Annotated in this window: 2 protein-coding genes; both read right to left on the reverse strand. The window is 39.0% G+C overall.

Features of this window, described 5'->3' with window-relative positions; translation table 11 throughout:
- Nucleotides 1-905: molybdopterin-dependent oxidoreductase (locus Q1553_RS00035; protein WP_300842634.1), on the reverse strand; the 905-nt coding region annotated here is incomplete at its 3' end.
- A 15-nt stretch (nt 906-920) separates the two neighbouring features.
- Nucleotides 921-1,115, reverse strand: coding sequence for a twin-arginine translocation signal domain-containing protein (locus Q1553_RS00040; protein WP_115552217.1), 195 nt, complete (start codon nt 1,113-1,115; stop codon nt 921-923).
- Between the last annotated feature and the right edge of the window lie 29 nt (nt 1,116-1,144).

Genomic DNA, 1,144 nt, shown 5'->3' on the forward strand with positions numbered 1-1,144 from the left:
TCCATAATGAGCTCATAGCCATCAACTCTATCTTTGAGATATTGCTCATCATAAAGTTTTTTTGCGATGATATGATTAAGCAATCCATACGCAAAGGCAATATCTGTCCCACTTCGGATTCTGTGATATTCATTACATTTTGCTGCTGTTTTAGTAAATCTTGGGTCAATGCACACGAGTTTCGCACCTTTTTCTTTTGCACGTAAAATATGCACCATAGAAACAGGGTGATTGACAGCTGGATTTGCACCAATAACTAAAATATATTTAGAGAATTGCATATCGCCTAAATGGTTTGTCATTCCACCATATCCAAATGTATTTGCCACACCGGCAACTGTTGGAGAGTGTCAAACGCGAGCGCAATGGTCTATATTATTTGTCCCAAAAAATGCTGCAAATTTCCTAATGTAATAGCTTTGCTCATTAGAACACTTCGCACTTCCCAAAAACATCACCGCATCAGGTCCGCTTTCCTCTCGGATTTGCTTAATTTGTGCAGCAATTTTATCCATTGCTTCATCATATTTAAGTCTTGTCCATTTACCATTTTGTTTTTCTAATGGATAGCGAAGTCTTGTTTCACTTCTTGCTCTATCAATTAAATCTGCGCCTTTACAACAATGTCCCCCTTGAGAAATAGGGTGGTCTTGTGCAACTTCTTGTCGCACCCAAACACCATCTACCACTTCAGCTACGATTCCACAACCCACAGAACAATGGGTGCAAATTGTTTTTACTTTTTTGGACTCTGGATATCTTTCTTTCAACTCTTGTGTAGTTGCTTGACGCATAGTTTTTTGTGTGTCATTTCCCAATGCAATACTTGCGCTAGCTAAGCTTCCAAGAGCGGTCATTTTTAAAAACGCACGTCTGTTATTGCGTCTTTGAATTGTTTCGCTCATTTTTCACCTCGCTTTTTATTTTGCAACAGAATAGTATAAATCCCATTGCTGTGTTTTTTGGTAAAGAATCTCTTTTTTAGGCGATTTGCCACGCACGAGATTCTCACTTGTGCCTTTTTTGCCACAGCCTGCCAATGCAATACTTACACCTGCGACTGCTACGGAAGTTTTTGCGGTAGTTTTTAAAAACTCTCGCCGACTCTTTTCCATATTGGCTCCTTATTTAAGATTTGGGATAA

Origin of the sequence: Helicobacter sp. UBA3407, assembly GCF_949747025.1 — a bacterium.
Classification (GTDB): Bacteria; Campylobacterota; Campylobacteria; order Campylobacterales; family Helicobacteraceae; genus Helicobacter_D; species Helicobacter_D ganmani.